Raw genomic sequence first — 16617 nt, 5'->3', positions numbered from 1 at the left:
ATCGCTCAATCGGCCGAACCGACGATGGCGGCGAAGCGCTTCTGCGCATCTTCCACGGTCATGTCCTGCTTGGCGAAGAACTCGGAGAACAGATCCTCCTTTTGCTTCTGCGTATCCTGCGAAAGCAACTGGTCCGTCCAAGGCATGACATTGCCCTTGGCGAGGATTTCGAGGCCCTTCTTCATGCAGTCGTTCGCCGCCTTGAGGTCGACGTCGCCGCGCACCGGCAGCGAACCCTTCTTGAGATTGAAGGCGACCTGCGTCTTGGGATCAAGCAGCGTGTGGGCCAGCACTTCCTGCGCCTTCGATTTTTCGGGATCCTTCAGCAGCGGGAAGTAAAAAGCGTCGCCGCCGGTGGCGATCATCTCGTTGAGGCCGAGGCCCGGAAGGCAAGTATAGTCCTTGCCGGCGGTCTGGCCGGCAACCTGGAACTCGCCCTGCGCCCAGTCACCCATGATCTGGCCGCCGGCCTTGCCGGTGATGACCAGGTTGGTGGCCTGGTTCCAGTCCTGCACATTGGTGTTCTTCGCCATCTTGCGGGCGTCGTCCGCGGCCTTGAAGACCTTGGCGACTTCGGGCCCGGCGGCGAATTCCGCGTCCTTGTCCTTATAGACCTTGAGGAAGGCATCGGTGCCGCCGACCGCCGCGAGCAGCACGTCGAAAGCGCCGGAGGCCTGCCAGGGCTGGCCGCCGACCGCGAGCGGCTGGATGCCTGCTTTTTCAAGCGCGGGCGCCGCAGCGACATATTCATTCCAGTTCTTCGGCACCGGCACGCCGGCTTTTTCGAAGGCGGCGTTCGACAGCCACAGCCACTGCCAGGAGTGGATATTGACCGGCACGCAATAGATTTTGCCATCGAGGGTACAGCCGTCGAGCAGGCTCTTCGGCTGCACGATTTCCGTCCACTTTTCCTTGGTGGCGAGATCGGTGAGGTCGCGCATCAGCCCGGCCTGCACCAATTCTTCCGCCTGCCGGCCGTGATTGAACTGGGTCGCGCCCATCGGGTCGCCGCCGGTGATGCGGCTGATCATGATCGGCCGCGCTGTGCCGCCGGAGCCGGCGATGGCGCCGTCAACCCAGTGATTGCCGGTTGCGTCGAAAGCCTTGGCGAGTTCGGCGACCGCTGCCGCCTCGCCGCCGGAGGTCCACCAATGGGTGACTTCCAGATCCGTCGCGGCCGCCGGGCCGGCGAATTGCAGCGCGGTCGTCAATGCCAGCGCAGCAGTCATGAGTTGGTATCGCATTTCGTTCCTCCCAGAATCTGAAACGTTACAGATTTTGGATACGGCAATTGCTTCGGACGCGCAACCCCTCAGGCAAATCCGGCGCCAAATTTTTTCGAAGCGCGAATAAAATCACCTGGCCCGTCGAGCTACCGCATCGCAACAAGAGAGGTTGCACTGCAAAAAATTGGTGCTGCGACGCCAGAAACCCGGAAAAGCCCGTTTCAGTCGTTCTTTTTTGCGCCGACCGGAGTACCGCTCGTTTTGCGCCTATCACCAGTGATATCGCGACGGCAGTGACAATCTGTAACGTTTCAGTATATAGCGGTCTCATTCGGTGAAGGCCCGCGGCGTACCCGCGGCCCGCCGATTGCCGGCCTGCCCGGCAACTGCTATGCGCCTGACGGGGCGGGACGAATGAACAGGCATCAAAAAGAGAAGGCCGACGAAGCGTCGGGGCAGGGCCGGCCGACACTGAAGACGCTCGCCTTCATGACCGGGCTGGGCGTCACCACCGTGTCGCGCGCGCTGAAGGACGCGCCCGAGATCGGCGCCGAGACCAGGCGTCGCGTCCAGCTTGTCGCCAAACAAATCGGCTATCGGCCCAACCGTGCCGGCGTCCGCCTGCGCACCGGCAAGACCAATGTCATCAGCCTGGTGCTCAACACCGAGCACGAGATCATGAGCTTTGTCTCGGACATCATCTACGGTGTTTCGGAAGTCATTGCCGATACGCCCTATCACTTGATCGTGACGCCCTATTCACGCTCGCAGGATCCGCTCGACCCGATCCGTTACCTCGTGGAAACCGGTTCGGCCGACGGCGTCATCATTTCGCGCACGCAGCCGAACGACCCGAGGGCACGTTATATGCTGGAGCGCGGCATTCCCTTTGCTACGCATGGCCGCACCGACATGGGGCTGATCCATCCCTACCATGATTTCGACAATTACGCTTTCGCAGCCGAGGCAGTGCGCCATCTGGCCGGCATCGGCCGCCGCCGGCTGGCACTGCTGGCGCCGCCGGTCGAGTTGACCTATCACGGTCACACGCTGAACGGCTTTGCCGATGCGCTGAGCGAGGTCGGCGCCAGCGAGATCCCGTTCAACACCGTTTCGATCGATCATTCGATCGAGCAGATCAGAATGCGGACGGCGCAGCTGATGCGCCGCGATGTCAGGCCGGACGGTTTCATCAGCAGCGCCGCCGCCGCGACGCTCGCCATCGTCGCCGGCATCGAAGACGCCGGCCTCAAGCTCGGCCGCGATGTCGATGTGGTGTCCAAACAATCGTCGGAGCTTCTGCACCTGTTTCGCAGCGAATTGCTGGTCGTCAACGAGAACTTCCGGCTGGCCGGCGCCGAGCTCGCCCGCTCGGTGCTGGGCTGGATCGGCGGCGCCGCACCCGGCACCCTGCAAAGCCTGAGCAAGCCGGGCGAAGTCCAGGCCTATCGCCGCCCCGACTAGAGCGGGATATGTTCAAATTGAACTTGGCTCCATCTATTTGTCTTAGCCGCATTTCTGCGACGCCAAGTGATTCCACTTGGCTGGAAAATGTGCGCTGCTGACTGGCAGCCTTGGGGCCGGGGGCGAACTGGCAGCTTCTTTCATGCTCGAAGCGATAGCAGACACCAACAGGATGCTCGCAGCCCGGCCCGATCGAAGGCCCGGACTAGACTAGAACAGCGGATACCAAAAAGGTCGTACCGAACCTCAACTGCATCACGCGTTGGCTGAGGCTTTGCTTCTGTCGTATGGCAGTATTTTCTTGTCCCGCTCGAGGCATGAATTCTAGTGACGAAGACGGCGGCGGATGCCCGCTTCTGTGTCCTGCTGATCAGCCTCACGCTCATAGGTCTTGACCATCGACATCAGCAGCGAGGAAGACACAAAGGGATGTGTGAACTGCAACGCATCTGCCCATTTGCGATACTTGTCCGCAAGCTCGCGTTCCTGCCCTCCGCCTTCGCTGCGCCAGTGGACGCCGCGCGCATTGTAAAGACCGGTGTGCGCCCCGTTTGAAAGGGGCTCTGACTGGAGGTCTTCCATTACGTCGCGAACGACTTCGTTCGGCCACACCTCATCCTTTCCCGCCGGTGCGCCTGAGAAAAGTCTGCCAAGACAGAGATCGGCTATCTCGCCACGGTCGAGTTCGGCGCACGCTTTGCGCACAGTAGAAACCCATTCGCTAAGCTTTTCGCGCTGTTCCTTTTCAGTAGGCTTGCCTTGTCCCGGAATTCGTTCAAGCGCTTCGAGCAGACGGTAGCCACGGGTCGCGAGATGCTCGCGGCCTTCCTCGACGCGGTATTCGGGAGGATCCTCACCGCGATCCTTACGCTTGTACGCCCAGGCGACCGCCTGGACGTACAAGTCGGGACGGTCTTCAATATAGCGTTCAAGATTCGGTATTTGATGCCCGTCGCCGCCACGGAAAGTTCGGGCGAGCACATCAATGTAGGCGAATTCCAACCCGGCTTTCTCTTCGAGCGAAATATCCGGGTTGTGGTCAAGCAGCTGGAAGGCCCGCTGAATGTCGTAATCATGCAGCTGATATTCCCCGGGCTTGTCGTTCCCTTCCTGCGCGATTCCCGAGAGCATCTGGACGAGAAGAGGTGGGCGAATCTCATCTAGCTTGAAGTGCAAAGCCGCAAAGGCAGCGCGGGGTCTCTTTGCTCGGAGAAGACGGCGCACGCTCTCGTTGTTCTCATCCGGCGCGTCAAATGCATACTGAGGCACCACATCGCGCCAATAGGTAGCGCGCGCCTCCGGCGAGAGCTGATCCACAAGTTCCCACGTCGTCAGCCGGTAGGCAGATAGAAGCAAGAGGCGAAGAGCCTCTTCTTCAGTTAGCTCTGCGCGCAGCTTAGTGTAAAGGGCCTCACGGCGATCAGCATCCATGGCCCACATTGCCCCTGCCGCGATGCCGTCCCTGCCGGTTTCGCCCGCGGGCGGACGTAGGGACTGCAAAACGAGGTCCTGGAGCTGATCGTCATTGAGGATGCCACGCGCCAGATACGCACCGATCTGACGCTGCGAACTGCCTCTGGTGGCGAGATCAAACACACCATCGAGGCTACGCTCCTGGACGATTGCCGTCAGTGCTTCAGTACGAAGCTTGTCGATGCGTTTCTCTCGCGCCTGAAAGTCCATTTCCTCTTCGGCGAGCTCGTCGGCCGACTCGTCGACCCAGCCCTGACGGAAAAGCCATTCGTGCTGATTGACAACATCTGTCGGCCGCATCGCTTCGTAGATCACCTTCGCGGTTTTGGAGAGCCTTGCGTGCCCTTCCTCATCAGCTTTCTTGCGCCCACGCCGGGACAGCACTGTCACACGTAACTTTTCGCGGACCTTGGCGATTTCGTCATCATTCACGCCGCTCTTGCGCCACTCGTCGATGATCTCCCAGACCCGCTCCTGAAACTCAGGGCCAAGCGCATGAAGTCTGCCGATGAGATCGCATAGCATCTCCACCGTATAGGATGGTCTGCTCAGAGCGATCTTGACCATTTCGAGTACGAAGGCGTTGATTGGGCCCCATGTCTTGAAGGGTTCGCCAAAGCCATAGCCGTCGGGCCGCCATTTGGGCTTGTGGCTATAGTCGCCAACCCGGCTGCCATAGTCCCCAAACTGCTGAAGGCAGATTTGCCAGCCAACCGCCGGATGCTTTTCCAGCAGCATATGGATAGCCTTGAGCCGCGCCTTATGATCGGCTGCGGTCTGCGGCATCCACGCGCGGAAGGTCGAGCCGAGCGAGTTGATAGGCTTGTTCGCCCAGTTATCGTTGATTTCGACTTCGGACAGCTGACCGAGAGTCTTCACGACACGCGAGAAGGTCGTAGGGTTCCATGCCAGTCCCTCCAGAGCCCAAAGCAGGCCGGTGCGCGGGCAGGACGAGCCGAAGAGACCCGTGTCCGCTGGCCGGAGTAGTCCCAACGTCTCGGGGTGTGCAGAGCGCAGATCACGTTCGATGATGTCGAGAAATGCACCCGGCGCCGCCTCGGCATAAAGCGGAAGGTCGCGATCATTGGCTTCGAGCTTGCGCGTGGAGATCGGTTCGAGAAGATCTCTTATCAGCTTCGCGGCAGCGAGGTCGCCATCGAACCCCAGGCGCTTGCCGAACAGGTTCTTGCCGTGCACGGCGAGCAAGACGAGCGTCTCGGAGATACCTTCGCGCACTGCACCCGAGAACTCGCGTTTCTTGCCGTGCATCGATGCCGCCCAGCGGTCCTTATCTGGAAGGTCAAGGGCAGGATCGTCTTCGCCAAGCACCATGCGGGCAATGTCAAAGAAGCGGTCGAGATCGGCTTTGGTGAACGCGCCCGCGATCGCGAAGAGTGTGTCGATCTTAGAGATAACCCCGCGATAGCCCCCGATCGACCACACAGGGGCGTCGTTCAGCTGCGCAAGCCCCTGGACGCGCTTTTCGAGATGCTCAAAAGCAACATCACCGGCAAGAAGTGACAGTGCTGTCTGGTCTGCCTCGTTCTGGGTATCCCATGCGCCAAGCAGCACCAGCGGGATGAGGCCTGACGATGTCTCGTGATCCTCGGCCCATACAGGTGTGCGAATCGCCGGGATTGTCGAAAGCTGACGACGCAGGACAGTCAGCGAGCGGCCCGATGCGTTGGCGAGCGACGTCAAGTCATCACGTCCCTTGCCCATCGCCTCGAGGGCTTTGTTGAAGGCCTCGTCGCCAAGCGGCTCCAGCACGATGTCGGGTTCAGAGTTGGTGGCATTGCGCGGATAGACAACGATGGTACGCAACTCGGAACTGTGAGGTCCAAACTCGCGCTCAACCTCGCGTGTGTGCGCAACAGCGATGAAATCGATAGTGCCTTGAGCAAGCTTTGGCAGCACGCCCGGCTCGTCAAAGATGAGCACGCGGTCCTTGTGTAGTTCCAGTTCCGGCTCAGCCAGAACCTGACTGAGGAAAGCGAGCGCTTCTTCGACAGAGTCGGCGGCAATCACAAGGGGCTCGGAATGGTCTGTCGCCACGAACCCCCTGATCTTATCACCCCAGACCTTGTTGGCTGTACTGAATAGCGAGGGATGAAGCGCAGGGTCTGTAACGTTGGCCCAATCGCTCCAGCATCGATCCAGCGTCCGCACACCGCTTGAAGACCGAGCCGTCTGGTTCGCAAACCATGTCTGCGCAGCAAGCGACTGTTCCATCCACTGTTCAAGGTCGCTGGCGTCATAGGCGCGAACGTCCTTCCAGAGCTTCTTCGCTTTCATGGCGGCAATCCATGCAGTCTTGCCGGGCCAGCGGCGCGGCGTGACGAAAACGAAGGTAATGTCGTCGCGATCGGCCTTCTTGGTCGCCTTCACGCTCTTTGCGAAGTCGCCGTTGGCCTTGTCATTGATGTCAGCGGTGACGCCAAATTCCCAGCCCGACGTACCAGCCGGAATCCAAGGGGTACCCGAGCCAGCCTCAATGAAGCCATCCCAACCGGGACGCTCGGCATCATCGTTGCCGGGGAAATCGACCTTCTCAAGATCGTGCCCCGTCGAATGGACAAGTGTGCGTAGCAAGATGGAAAGCTTCGTGCGCGCCTGGATGGTTGTCGTGAACCAGTTCACAAGGTCGTTCGCCTGCACATTCAGGAATGGCGTCACGTAAGCGCGCGCGTTTTGCGCAGTGCCCGCCGCCTTGCTTGCATGGGCATCGTATGCGCTTTGCAGATCGAGGATCGTCTTCGCAGGAACGCGAAAGGCCCGCTCGATGCGCATCGCCATATCTGGCGTCGCCGAAACTTTTCCGTTCAGGAAGTTGGACACGCCAGGGCGACTGATACCGAGCAGCTTAGCAGTCTCTGTAACGTTCACCGCCAGGGTGTTGAGGATATTTTCCCGGACATATTGGCCGGGATGCAGAGGAAATTTTTTTTCAGCCATAGACTGATTATAGCAGTTGCGTTGTGTGTAACGCAACACCTTACAGAACTCGTTCGATGGAATTGGCGAACAGGCCGGCGCGCCCCGCGACCGGTGTCCTTTGCCATCTGCGAGGTAGCTTCGAACTTGGTCGCTGAGCGGCATAATCAAATAGCTTCCTGTTCGTGGCATTTCGGAAACGCACTCAAATACTCCAGAGGAAATCAGAAATGGCAAAACGTGATCCGAACAAAACCGCCCGCAACAAACGGGACGCCGAAATAACGGGAGAACTGAAGGTGCTGTGGCCAGTTGTATCTGCAAACACCGGCATAGCTGACCAACAGTCGTTCAACGCTCTGATCGGTGGCAAGGCAGCGACATTCATCGACCTTAAGAATGCCGTCATCAAATCGGCCGATGAATACATCTCCCTCTATCTGTCCGGGTTCAAAAAGGCCCGGGAGAAAGACGGATGGTCGGCCGGTGGAACCCCGTTCAGCGCCGACACGCTGGACAAGAACTTCGCCACATTGACGAAGTCAAAGGCGGTTAAGAAGTATTTCTTACTTTTTCTTCAGCGTTCGTTCTTGCGTCACTACGACGAGCTAGTTCGAGAGCGTCCATCGACGGCCGATGCAGAGGTCTGGATTGGCCAAAATAATAATGACTATGGCATCCTGATCACGCCTAGGTACAAGAACGGGGAGTGGGAAAACGACCAAAGCGAGATTCGGCACTTTCCGAAGTTGTACTGGACGATCGGTCATGTCTTGAGCTCTGGCCTTGTTGTTCAGAAAGACCCTGAGCCTTTAATCTTCGCTACTGTCGACGACTACCTACAGTTTTTTATGAAAGTGTTGGTGAGGCCGTCCGGGTCTACGTATGAGCGAGAAATTGCGAAGCGCTATTGCGACTATGTGAAAGCCCAGGAAAAGCCGGAGGACGTTCCCCTGCTCATCCCAGAATTTCGCTACAACGGCAAGGATAAGAAGCACAAGTATCGGCTGGATTTGTGCATCATAGATCCAGTGACCTTAAGGAAGGTCGGCATCGAGCTTTCTCCATGGTCCACCCATGGACTGCTCAAAGGAACTGCCGGGAAGACCCAGAAACAGATAAACGAGGAGGCGCTAGCGAATTTTGAGAAGGAAGCAACCAAGATGCGGGAATACTTTCAGAAGCACCGCATAACAACGCTAATCTATACCGACACTAGGCTCGCCGCGATCGACGAGGTGTTCGGAGAGATCGCGGTCTACCTCGGCGGGGGCGACCAAGTGAGCCAATTAGAATTCGATCTGATCAGCGAATTCCTGTAGCCAGTGTTGCCAACGGTCTGAGCCAAAACCCTAGAGCAATTCCAGGAAAAGTGTGTAACGGCTTGCGTTGCGTTCTCACCCGGCTACGGCCGCGTGAACATGTGGACGGGTTCGCTCGATTACCAACTCGAAAGCGGTCAAGTCATTCTCGGCACGCTGAACCGCCGTCGTCGACCGCTCCGAAATTCCTGATGACAATCCAATTGCAGCGTTTGACGAGTTCATGAAAGCGGGTGACGCGCCGTATGTTGTGAGAGACATCTTCGAGAAAGGCTTGTCCACGAAAACCTAAATGGATGACAGCTTTCCGGAAAAGATCAGTCGTTCCGGAACGTCGTATATGTGGCGCTACCCCGCCGCCCCGCTCCCCCACGGGCCATGGAAAGCGCCCTGCCCGTCGATACGCTCGAAGCCGTGCGCGCCGAAGAAATCGCGCTGCGCCTGGATCAGGTTCGAGGTGCCGCGGCCCTGCCGGTAACTGTCGAAATAGGCAAGCGCCGATGACAGGGCCGGCACCGGCGAGCCCGCTTCGGCTGCACTTGCCACGACACGGCGAAGCGACGGATGGGCCTCCTGCATCAATGAAACGAAAGCCGGCGCCATCAACAGGTTGGTGGCTGCGCCGCCGGCGCCGAAGGCCTCCGCCATCGTATCCAGCAATTGCGAGCGGATGATGCAGCCGGCCCGCCAGATCTTGGCGATGACCGGCATCGGCAGGTTCCAGTTGAATTCCTTCGACGCGCCGCTCATCACCGCGAACCCTTGCGCATAGGCGGCGATCTTGCCGGCAAACAGCGCCAGCTCGAGATCGCCGAGCAGCGCGTCCCTGTCTCCGGAAATCTTGCTCACGCCGCCGCCATAGGCCTTTTCGGCGGCCAGCCGCTCGTCCTTGATCGACGACAGCACGCGGGCCGCCACAGCCGCCTCGATCGCTGTGGCCGGGATACCGAGCTGCTGCGCCTCGATCACCGACCATTTGCCGGTGCCTTTCTGGCCGGCGCGGTCGAGAATGATGTCGACCACCGGTTTGCCGGTCTTGGGGTCGTCGGCGGCCAGTACCTTGGCGGTGATCTCGATCAGGTACGAGTTGAGCCGGCCCGTGTTCCACTGGGAAAACACCTCAGCGATTTCTTTCGGCCCCATGCCGAGCCCGTCACGCAAGATGCCGTAGATCTCGGCGATCATCTGCATGTCGGCATATTCGATGCCGTTGTGGATGGTCTTGACGAAATGGCCGGCGCCGTCGGTGCCAAGCCACGCCGCGCAAGGCTCGCCCTTGAACTTGGCCGAGATCGCGGTCAGCACCTTTTCGACGCGCTTCCAGGACTCTTCGGTGCCGCCGACCATGATCGAGGGACCGTGGCGTGCGCCCTCCTCGCCGCCGGACACGCCCATGCCGATGAAGGTCAGGCCCGAATCGGTAAGCTCCGAGAAGCGCCGTATCGTATCGCGGAAATTGGCGTTGCCGGCGTCGATGACGATGTCGTTGGCCGACAGCACGCCGCGCAATGCCGCGATCTGCTCGTCGACCGGCTTGCCGGCCAGCACCATGATGATGATCGGCCGCGGCGGCCGGATCGCGGCGGCCAGTTCCTCGAGGCTGTAGCAGGGCACCACCCTATCCCTGAGCGCGCCGGCATTTTCGACAAAGGCATCGGTGCGCGCCGCCGTGCGGTTGAAGACGGCGATGCGGTGCCCCTTCCCGGCGATGTTGAGCGCCAGGTTGGAGCCCATCGTGCCAAGGCCGATCAGGCCGATTTCGGCTTTTTCCATTGTTTCTTCCCTGCTTTCGGATCTTGTTGCTTTGAGCCGCGATTGGGTTGGATGCCCATTCTTGATGACGATGATTGACGGGCCTTCAAGGCCGCGTCAACCGTCTCGCCGAATTGTGTTGCGCGGACCAGCGCTCTCGTCACGGCCTGATGTCGATCGGCGCCTCTATCTTCACCATCTCGAAATCGGAGACCAGGATATCGAGCCGCGCCGTCCACCGGCCGGCGATCGGAATGACGAGATCGTCGACGCGCCAGGTGCCGTCGCCGGGCTTCGTCGCAGGGCGTTTTATCGGCTCGATGCCGGAATCGGGCTTTGACAGCACCAGCGTCACCTGCTTGGCGTCGAGCGGGCCGAAATCGCCGGTCATGATGAAGATCGAAGCAGCAACAGGTCCGGTGTGGCCGGGCGCAATGCTGAGATCGGCCATCGCTTGCTGCGTGTGGATATGCACCGATGCCGGCTGTGCCGCGGCGATTGCCAGCGCCCGCGGCGGCGGCGTGAAGCGCCAGCCGGCGCCAACTCCGAAGATCGCCACCACGATCAGCACCTCGATGGCGATCGAGCGGGCCAGCCGCCGCTGGACTTCCGTATTTCCTGCCTCGGCCGAGGCCGTGAGCTTGAAGCGGTTGACGGCGGCGAGCGTGAACAGAAAGACGAGCAGCACGAGCTTGAGCAGCAGCAGCCGGCCATAAGCGGTGTGGACCAGCGCCGACGGCGTTTGCACCTGGATGACGGCGAGCACGATGCCGGCTGCCGCAAGCACGGCCACGACGAACAGGATCGCTCGCGAAAACCGTCGCAGCAATGGCCCGGCTTTGGCCGGCTGCCGTTTCAAGGCAAGACCAAGCGGCGCCAGCGCCCCGGCCCAGACGGCGATACCAGTTCCGTGCAGAAACACCATCGGCCTGGTCAGCCATTGCGGCTCGGCGGCACTGGCATGCCCGCTGGCGGCAAGTGCTGCGCCGACGCCAGCCAGTCCGGCCAAGGCGAGCGGCTTTGCGTCGGCGGGCGGCACGACCAGCGATAATAGGCTGAGGCCGAGCGCCATCAGCGCGATCAGCACCGTCCAGCCGAAGCTGGTGCCCAGCCCGGTCTGCCAGATGACCGGCTGCGCCAGCCGGGCAAGCGGCGCGCCAAGCGCATCCAGCCCCTGCATGCCGAGCGACAGGGGTGCGGCGGCCAGCCCGCACAGGATTGCCGCGACGATCAGGCGCTGGCCGGATCGACCGCCTTGCGCCAGCCAGGCCAGCGCAAAGGCACCGCCGACGCCGAAAAACAGGCCGATATATAGAAAAACCTTGCCGATCCAGATCGCCGTTCGAAGCCCCCGGTCGACGGCTTCGGAGGCGGCCGGCGCAGCACTCGGTGCGCCGACCGAGAACAGCACCGAGCCGCCGACCGGATGCCCGTCGGCGGAGATCACTCGCCAGCTCAGCACATGCGTGCCGGATGTCAGCGCCTGCGGATTGTCGATCTCGACGGTCTGGCCGCTGAGCTGGAAAGAGCTCAGCGGGACCGCCGTGCCGTCGGGCCGCACCAGCGTCAGCACCAGCGGCGAAACCGGCTCGCTGAAGGTCAGCGACATCTGCGACGGGCTCTGCGCCAGCACCGCACCGTCAGCCGGCTCGGCCTTGATCAGCGCCGCATGGGCGAAGGCCGGATCAGGCATGGCAATTACGGCGAGCAGCACGATGGCGGCGAGCAGGCCAGCCACAAGCCGGCCAGAATGGTTGCCGGCCATGCAAGCTCGCCGCAGGAAGGATGCCGCGCTCATCTCACCGCCAAGAGCAGCGGCGCGCTCATCCGCCAAAGCGCGCCGCTGGAGCTCACTTCTTCGGCAGCAGCTTGAGGCCGGGCGCCGGAAATTCCAGCGCGTCCTCAGCCTGCCCGACCGCCGGAATTTCGATCCAGCGATCGGCGACGCCGTCACATTCCTGCACCACCGGGAAATGCAGCGTCTGGCCTGCCGGCAGGTCGGACGCCAGTGTCGTGCGAAAGACGAATTCGTCGTAGAATTCGTCCGGCAGGCTGCCGGCGCTCCAGTCGACCTCCTTGACGCCGCTGGTCACTGCCTGGCCGTAGAGCTGGTAGGACTTCTCGTATTTGCCGTTCTTGACCTGCAGCGTCCAGCCCGGCTTCGGCATCGGTTTGACCGAGAGCACCCCTTCCGGGATCTGCACGCGCAAGGCGGTCATTGCCTTGCCCTCGCAGCCATGCGGCACCCGAAGAACCGCCTTGTAGGTCGAGCCGACCGCCGCCTCCGGCGTTTCGAGCGTGATGTGGGCGAAGGCCGCGCTGGTCCCGAGAACAAGAAGCACGCAGCCGGGCAAAAGAGATTTCTTCATGATGGTACCTCTCGAAGCGGCCAAGTCAGTCGTCGTCCTGGGGTGCCGCACTGCCGATGCCTTGCACGGCGAATTCAATCTGCACGGGCCCGGCTTTCTCGAAGGTCAGCGTGGCGGAGAACATTTCGCCCTCCTTGGGCCGCCGCTTCAAATCCATGAACATCAGATGATAGCCCTTAGGCGCCAGCGCGACCTTGCCGCCGGCCGGGATTTCGAGGCCGCCGGTGACCGGCCGCATGGTCATGACGCCATTGCTGACGCCCATCTCGTGCAGTTCGGCCTTAACCGAAATGTCGGAGGTGATCGACAGCAGGCGATCCGGCGCACTGCCGGTGTTGGTGATGGTGAAGTAGCCGCCGGCTACCTTGGCGCCGGCTGGCGTGGCGCGCGACCAGGGGTGCCCGATCTCGAGACCGCCAAGCTTGAACTCATGTGCCAACACCGTCTGGGCGTTGGCGAACAGGAGGGCAAGAACGCAAAGGGCGACGCCGAGACGCTGCTCGAAACTACCCAGTGAGAAGCGCCTGCGGCTGGATGCGGCAGCGCGAAAAGAGTGAGACATGATTGCTCCGTGGATTTTAAGAGATCGCGCCGATGCCGGTCGCGAACGATGTCGATAAACGCGCCGGCCAAGGGTGTGCGCGGCGCAAACCAGAACGGATCAGGCCGTCGCCGGTGGTGCGCGCGGATTGGACGGAGTGCGGGCGCGGGCGAAATCGCGATGCCGGAAGGCCGGCAGGAAAAAGGCGATGGTTTCGACGGAAGGGCTGCGAGACAGGCTCCCGGTGGCATCGGGCGGCGCGTAGACCGCCGAAACGAGGTTGCAGCCAAGCATGCAGCAAGCCGGCATGTGCTGCTGATGCGGATCCCCTGCCGGGAGTTGCGCCGCACCGTCATGGGTGCAGATCGTGTTGCCGAAAGCATCGAATTGCGAGGCGTTCGGCTCGATGCCGGAAGCAAACGCGCCGAACATCGACTGGAGCACGAAAAGCCAGGCCGCGGCGAACGCGACCGGCATGCTCCATCGTCTCCGGCGTATGGTCAAGAACCAGCCTCTTCACGCAGCAACGTCAGCTCTCTAGCACGGAGCCGGCGGCCGGAAAATCGCCAAAACGTTGCTGCGGCAACGCAACACAATCACGCGCGCAGCGGCTGCCTGCCCTCCGGGATCGACGTCAGCAGCGTGTGGCGGGCCGATTTCAGGTGCTTGCGGCAGGCGGCGTCGACCTTGGCGAGATCGCGCGATTTGAGCGCGGCGATATAGGCGAGATGCTCCTGGACCGCGACTTCGTTGCGCTCGCGCTCCTGCGCCTTGTTCCACTGGTAGTGGTAGTGGAAGATCATGGCGATGACGTCGTAGAAATCGACGATGAAGCGGTTGTGCGAGGCGCGGTGGATCAGCCGGTGAAAGCGCTCGTCGAGCTCGGAGAACGCGTTGAAGCGCACGGCGATCTCGCGCGCCAGCAGGCGATGCTCGTCTTCCAGGCTGTCGAGGTCGGCCCAGACCGGGCTGTCCTCGGGCAGAGCGGCAAAGGCGGCGGCCGAGCGCAGTTCGAACATCTCGCGGATTTCGGTCAGCTCCAGCGCGAAGGCGCGGGTAAAGCCTTTCAGCACCCAATGACTGTTGCGGCGCTTCTCGATCAGGCCGAAGCGCGAGAAGCGGATCAGGAATTCGCGCACGCTGGTGGTGCCGACGCCGATCTCGCGCGCCAGTTCGAGTTCGTTGATCTGCATGCCGGCCTCGGCGCCACCGGCAAGCAGCCGCCGCATGAAGGAGCGTTCGATGATCTCGGCCAGCGTGTCGGTCTCTTCCTCGGGAAAAAAATCGTCCGGCCGCGGCTCGCGCAGAACCGTCTTGCTGCGCTTGTTCCAATCGATCAGCCCGGTCTCTTCCATGCGGGCAAGGATGGTGCGGACGGTCGTGCGGCTGACGCCGAGCAGCGTGCCCAGCTCCGGCTCCGAAGGCAGGCTCCTGGTTTCGTCGAGCAGCCTAAGACCGCGATTATAGGCGTCCTTGTATACGTTGTTGCTCTTCGACATCCCCTGCCCCGTGGCGCGCCGGCGTTTGCGGCCGGCGTGAAGCTTTTCTCGCGCATGAAATCGGAATCGCTTCGGAAAACATCATGCGCAACGCTAGTTTTGGTTGTAGAGCCTACGTCGCGCATCCAAAAGACGCGTCGCGCTCTGGCGAAAAAACAATTGACGCAAAAATGTTTTTTCACGATAAAAGACATTATATGTTAAGAGCCGCGTGTCAATCCGCTCGCGCACCCAGGAACATACCCAGGAAGCTCCCGTGAACGCCGCAAACAGCATTCTTCTGTCTCCCGCCGACAATGTCGCGGTCGCCAATGGCCGCATCGAGATCGGCACCGTACTGCCGGGCGGCGCCGCCGCCGCCGCGCTGATCGAGCCGGGCCACAAGGTGGCGATCAAGCCGATTGCCGCCGGCGAAGCCGTGGTCAAATACGCCCAGGCAATCGGCCGTGCCACGCAGGATATCGCGCCCGGCGAGCATGTCCATTCGCACAATCTGGTCTTCGAAAGCGGGCGTTTGCCGGTGGTGCCGCCGAGCGAGGCCGTGCACGCGACCGAGGCCGACCGCGCCCGCGCCTTCATGGGCTACCGCCGTGCCGACGGCCGTGCCGGCACGCGCAACTTCATCGGCATTCTCGCCAGCGTCAATTGCTCGGCCACCGTCTGCCATGCCATCGCCGACGCGGCGAACCGCACGCTTCTGCCGCAATATCCCGGCATCGACGGCTTCGTCCCGATCGTCCACGGCCAGGGCTGCGGCATGAGCGCCACCGGCGATGGCATGATGGTGCTGCACCGTACGCTGGCCGGCTATGCACGTCATCCGAATTTCGGCGGCGTGCTGATGGTCGGGCTCGGCTGCGAGGTCAACCAGCTCACCCTCTATGGCCAGAAGGGCGTCGCCGCGGGAAAACGCCATTTCAACATCCAGGAAGCCGGCGGCTCGCGCAAATCGGTCGAGAAGGCGCTGGTCGTGCTGGCCGAGATCGCCGAAGAGGTCGGCAAGCTTCAGCGTGAGCCGATCCCGGTCAGCGAGATCGTCGTCGGCCTGCAATGCGGCGGCTCCGACGGCATGTCCGGCATCACTGCCAACCCGGCGCTGGGTGCGGCCGTCGACATTTTGGCCGGCGTCGGCGGCGTCGGCATCCTCTCCGAAACGACGGAGATCTACGGCGCCGAGCACCTGCTTGCCTATCGCGCCGCAACTCCCGAGATCGCCGCCAAGCTCGACGGCTACGTGAAATGGTGGGAAGACCATGTCGCCAAGCATGGCGCATCCATCGACAACAATCCCTCGCCGGGCAACAAGCGCGGCGGCCTGACCACCATCCTGGAAAAGTCGCTCGGCGCGGTCGCCAAGGGCGGCCAGACGCCGCTCAACGGCGTCTTCGGCTATGCCGAAAAGGTCACCGGGCACGGGCTGGTGTTCATGGACACGCCCGGCTACGACCCGGTCTCGGCCACCGGCCAGGTGGCGGGTGGCGCGAACGTCATCGTCTTCACCACCGGCCGCGGCTCCTGCTTCGGCTGCCGGCCGACGCCGTCGATCAAGGTCGCCAGCAACTCGACCATGTACCACACCATGGAAGAGGACATGGACGTGAATTGCGGCGTCATCGCCTCGGGCGAAAAGACCATTGCCGGCATGGGCCGCGAGATCTTCGAACTGATCGTCGAGACAGCTTCGGGCCGCAAGACCAAGAGCGAGGAATTCGGCTACGGCGACAACGAGTTCGTGCCTTGGCACCTCGGCGCGACGCTCTAAGCCGGACCGCTCGCGACAGTCGCGAACACCTGACGTGATCGCCAGGTGTCGCAGTTCGTACACTCCCAAAAAAAGAATGAACATTCCATATTGACTGAGTGATGGAATTAATATTCCATGCGGGATATTGGAGGAGATTGGCAGCGGAGTTCCGACAGAAAGGACTCTTCCGCCCAGCCATCCGAGGCAGGCATCAAACAGCGCTTGCGCCGACTGAGTTGATGCACTATCAAAATGCGGTAAATGTTTTTTATTGATAAAGTTCCGTTTGGGCC

Annotated in this window: 11 protein-coding genes; 3 read left to right on the top strand and 8 right to left on the bottom strand. The window is 61.5% G+C overall.

All coding sequences use genetic code 11. From position 1 onward, the window contains the following. Positions 1–5: 5 nt before the first annotated feature. On the bottom strand, positions 6–1244 hold the full coding sequence (locus NKI01_RS17875; protein WP_031194918.1) for an ABC transporter substrate-binding protein: 1239 nt from the start codon (positions 1242–1244) through the stop codon (positions 6–8). A gap of 396 nt (positions 1245–1640) precedes the next feature. Between NKI01_RS17875 and NKI01_RS17870 the strand changes: the two genes are divergently transcribed. Beyond that, on the top strand, positions 1641–2690 hold the full coding sequence (locus NKI01_RS17870; RefSeq protein ID WP_352964120.1) for a LacI family transcriptional regulator: 1050 nt from the start codon (positions 1641–1643) through the stop codon (positions 2688–2690). Positions 2691–3014: 324 nt separating this feature from the next. Here NKI01_RS17870 and NKI01_RS17865 read toward each other — a convergent pair whose 3' ends face one another. Further along, entirely contained in the window at positions 3015–7334 is a 4320-nt protein-coding gene (locus NKI01_RS17865; protein WP_352964117.1) for a HigA family addiction module antitoxin, read from the bottom strand. On the opposite strand from NKI01_RS17865, the gene NKI01_RS17860 reads away from it, so the two are divergent. Beyond that, positions 7328–8419: a hypothetical protein gene (locus tag NKI01_RS17860; protein WP_352964114.1), complete on the top strand. Its 1092-nt coding sequence runs from the start codon at positions 7328–7330 to the stop codon at positions 8417–8419. The two genes, NKI01_RS17865 and NKI01_RS17860, sit on opposite strands and share 7 nt — an antisense overlap. 348 nt (positions 8420–8767) lie before the next feature. Here NKI01_RS17860 and gnd read toward each other — a convergent pair whose 3' ends face one another. The 6 genes from gnd to NKI01_RS17830 form a co-directional block, all read right to left on the bottom strand. Continuing rightward, positions 8768–10192: an NADP-dependent phosphogluconate dehydrogenase gene (gene gnd, locus NKI01_RS17855; RefSeq protein ID WP_352964111.1), complete on the bottom strand. Its 1425-nt coding sequence runs from the start codon at positions 10190–10192 to the stop codon at positions 8768–8770. A 139-nt stretch (positions 10193–10331) separates the two neighbouring features. After that, positions 10332–11969 carry a copper resistance CopC/CopD family protein gene (locus NKI01_RS17850; protein ID WP_502899442.1) on the bottom strand — a complete coding sequence of 546 codons (1638 nt, stop codon included), beginning with the start codon at positions 11967–11969 and terminating at the stop codon, positions 10332–10334. Positions 11970–12021: 52 nt separating this feature from the next. Continuing rightward, the gene (locus NKI01_RS17845) at positions 12022–12540 is read right to left on the bottom strand and encodes a YcnI family copper-binding membrane protein (RefSeq protein WP_352483616.1); all 519 of its coding nucleotides are present in this window, start codon (positions 12538–12540) and stop codon (positions 12022–12024) included. A 25-nt stretch (positions 12541–12565) separates the two neighbouring features. Next, positions 12566–13102 carry a copper chaperone PCu(A)C gene (locus NKI01_RS17840; RefSeq protein WP_352483617.1) on the bottom strand — a complete coding sequence of 179 codons (537 nt, stop codon included), beginning with the start codon at positions 13100–13102 and terminating at the stop codon, positions 12566–12568. Between the two features lie 99 nt (positions 13103–13201). Continuing rightward, complete coding sequence (locus NKI01_RS17835) at positions 13202–13558, bottom strand: DUF2946 family protein (RefSeq protein WP_352483618.1); 357 nt, start codon at positions 13556–13558, stop codon at positions 13202–13204. 119 nt (positions 13559–13677) lie between these two features. Next, entirely contained in the window at positions 13678–14580 is a 903-nt protein-coding gene (locus NKI01_RS17830; RefSeq protein WP_352483619.1) for a GntR family transcriptional regulator, read from the bottom strand. Positions 14581–14836: 256 nt separating this feature from the next. On the opposite strand from NKI01_RS17830, the gene NKI01_RS17825 reads away from it, so the two are divergent. Next, the gene (locus NKI01_RS17825) at positions 14837–16342 is read left to right on the top strand and encodes a UxaA family hydrolase (RefSeq protein ID WP_352789298.1); all 1506 of its coding nucleotides are present in this window, start codon (positions 14837–14839) and stop codon (positions 16340–16342) included. Positions 16343–16617 lie beyond the last annotated feature (275 nt).

Origin of the sequence: Mesorhizobium sp. M0815, assembly GCF_040319995.1 — a bacterium.
Classification (GTDB): Bacteria; Pseudomonadota; Alphaproteobacteria; order Rhizobiales; family Rhizobiaceae; genus Mesorhizobium.
The sequence above is the reverse complement of the archived record's forward strand: the minus strand, read 5'-3'. Positions and strand labels throughout refer to the sequence as shown.

Bases quoted from the DNA above. Each gene is read 5' to 3' on its own strand.
- NKI01_RS17875 (WP_031194918.1), bottom strand. From the start codon at position 1,244: ATGCGATACCAACTCATGACTGCTGCGCTGGCATTGACGACCGCGCTG.
- NKI01_RS17870 (WP_352964120.1), top strand. From the start codon at position 1,641: ATGAACAGGCATCAAAAAGAGAAGGCCGACGAAGCGTCGGGGCAGGGC.
- NKI01_RS17860 (WP_352964114.1), top strand. From the start codon at position 7,328: ATGGCAAAACGTGATCCGAACAAAACCGCCCGCAACAAACGGGACGCC.
- gnd (WP_352964111.1), bottom strand. From the start codon at position 10,192: ATGGAAAAAGCCGAAATCGGCCTGATCGGCCTTGGCACGATGGGCTCC.
- NKI01_RS17850 (WP_502899442.1), bottom strand. From the start codon at position 11,969: ATGAGCGCGGCATCCTTCCTGCGGCGAGCTTGCATGGCCGGCAACCAT.
- NKI01_RS17845 (WP_352483616.1), bottom strand. From the start codon at position 12,540: ATGAAGAAATCTCTTTTGCCCGGCTGCGTGCTTCTTGTTCTCGGGACC.
- NKI01_RS17840 (WP_352483617.1), bottom strand. From the start codon at position 13,102: ATGTCTCACTCTTTTCGCGCTGCCGCATCCAGCCGCAGGCGCTTCTCA.
- NKI01_RS17835 (WP_352483618.1), bottom strand. From the start codon at position 13,558: ATGCCGGTCGCGTTCGCCGCGGCCTGGCTTTTCGTGCTCCAGTCGATG.
- NKI01_RS17830 (WP_352483619.1), bottom strand. From the start codon at position 14,580: ATGTCGAAGAGCAACAACGTATACAAGGACGCCTATAATCGCGGTCTT.